Genomic DNA, 1,703 nt, shown 5'->3' with positions numbered 1-1,703 from the left:
AGCTCGAGATTTGAAATGATATTAAAAGGATTGATAGTATTAAAATCTTTTTCATATTTTTAATGGTAATTTTGACTAAAAATAATTCCTGTTCATCATAAAAATACTTGCTTTCGATTGACTTTTCAACAGAAAAATGGGAGTGACAAACAGCAGGAGTTGTGAGTGGTCAGTGGTAAATGACGACTACCTCACCCCGCCTCGATAAATCTGGTCCACCCCTCTTGTATGTTTGATAAATATATAAAAGATTATTAGATTGGCTGGTTAATGGCAACAGAAGGAAAGAACAGCTCCCCCCTAGGTACATAAAAACACATTTATGATACCGCCGTAGAGAAATCGTTCTTCCTTCTGTCTGCTTCTTAAAATCTGAACAGTACTTAAGGACTTTATATGTTATAAAGATCCTGCATAATCGTACGAGAGAAGACTATAAAGAAGCATTGCCTTTAACATATTTCGCAATCAAATTTAGATAAGTTTTATGAATTTAACAAAACAAATTATCGGTATAGATGTATCAAAAGACACATTTTTCAGTTGTTGCGGCACCTATGATGCTGATAACAAAAGGGTGTTTTCAAAGACCAAAAAATTCAACAACAATAAAGAAGGATATATCAAGCTACTCAGTTGGTCTAAGACCAAAACAGATGAAAAAAAGATGCCAGTTATTTTTGTATGCGAAGCAACAGGAATATATCATGAAAACCTGTTGTATTTTCTAAGCAGCCGGAATGTGTCTGTTTCTGTAATTCTCCCTAATAAAGCTAAGGCCTTTTCAAGAACAAGGGATATGAAGTCAAAGACAGATAAAATAGACGCCGTAATGTTAACGGAGCTTGGGCTTGAAAAGGAACTTAAATTATGGAAAAACCCTGATAAAACACTAAAAAAATTGAAAGAGCTATCCAGGGCAATTAAAGCTACAAAAGATAAACAAATTATTGTCAAGAACCAGATCCATGCCCTAGAGCACAGCCATGAGCCTAATGAACTTATCAGATTAACCCTGCTGGAGGAACTTGCAATGCACAAGAAAACCATAAAGAAATACGAAAAAGTCGTAAAAGAGCTGATCAAAACTGATGAGGTGCTAGAACAAAAGATAAACAACATTCTCCCGGCAAAAGGAATAGGGTTGTCTACCATTGTAACAGTAATATCAGAAACGGACGGCTTTGCCTTAATAGAAAACCAGAAACAGCTTGCAAGCTATGCCGGGATGGACGTAGTTCAAAGGGAATCGGGTTTGTTTAAAGGAAAGACAAGGATATCCAAAAAAGGTAATGCTCATATAAGGGCTGCTTTATATATGCCAGCGCTGAGTGCTATAAGATCAAATACTAAATTTAAAGGATTTTATAATAGGATACTGCAAACTAGAAAAATACCCGGTATTGGAATAATAGCTGTAGCTAGAAAGATGCTTTTATTAATATATACCCTATGGACAAATAAAACATCTTATGACGCTAATTACAAAACCAGCTAAACTAAGAAATAAACATGCGGTGCTGTTTATTAGTACTTGTATATTAACACAGTACCTCCACGTGGAGAGGGGGCTGGGGGGTGAGGTTTTTTCATGTTGAAACCACAGGTTTTTTCCGCTATTTTTAACAAAACTTATTGGTCCTATAACAAACGCGGACAGCAATATTTGCCGCCCAAAAGGGAGTATAAAATGCACACTTTAT

At 35.7% G+C, this 1,703-nt stretch carries 1 protein-coding gene; it reads left to right on the top strand.

Going from position 1 to position 1,703, the window contains the following annotated elements; all coding sequences use genetic code 11:
• The first annotated feature begins 487 nt into the window (after positions 1 to 487).
• Positions 488 to 1,498, top strand: coding sequence for an IS110 family RNA-guided transposase (locus C0Q33_RS08980; protein ID WP_101478270.1), 1,011 nt, complete (start codon positions 488 to 490; stop codon positions 1,496 to 1,498).
• Positions 1,499 to 1,703: the final 205 nt, after the last annotated feature.

This window comes from Candidatus Nitrosotalea bavarica (assembly GCF_900167955.1).
In the GTDB taxonomy this organism is placed as follows: domain Archaea; phylum Thermoproteota; class Nitrososphaeria; order Nitrososphaerales; family Nitrosopumilaceae; genus Nitrosotalea; species Nitrosotalea bavarica.
Note: the sequence above shows the minus strand (reverse complement) of the source record. Positions and strands in the feature narration are given on the sequence as shown.

Bases quoted from the DNA above. Each gene is read 5' to 3' on its own strand.
- C0Q33_RS08980 (WP_101478270.1), top strand. From the start codon at position 488: ATGAATTTAACAAAACAAATTATCGGTATAGATGTATCAAAAGACACA.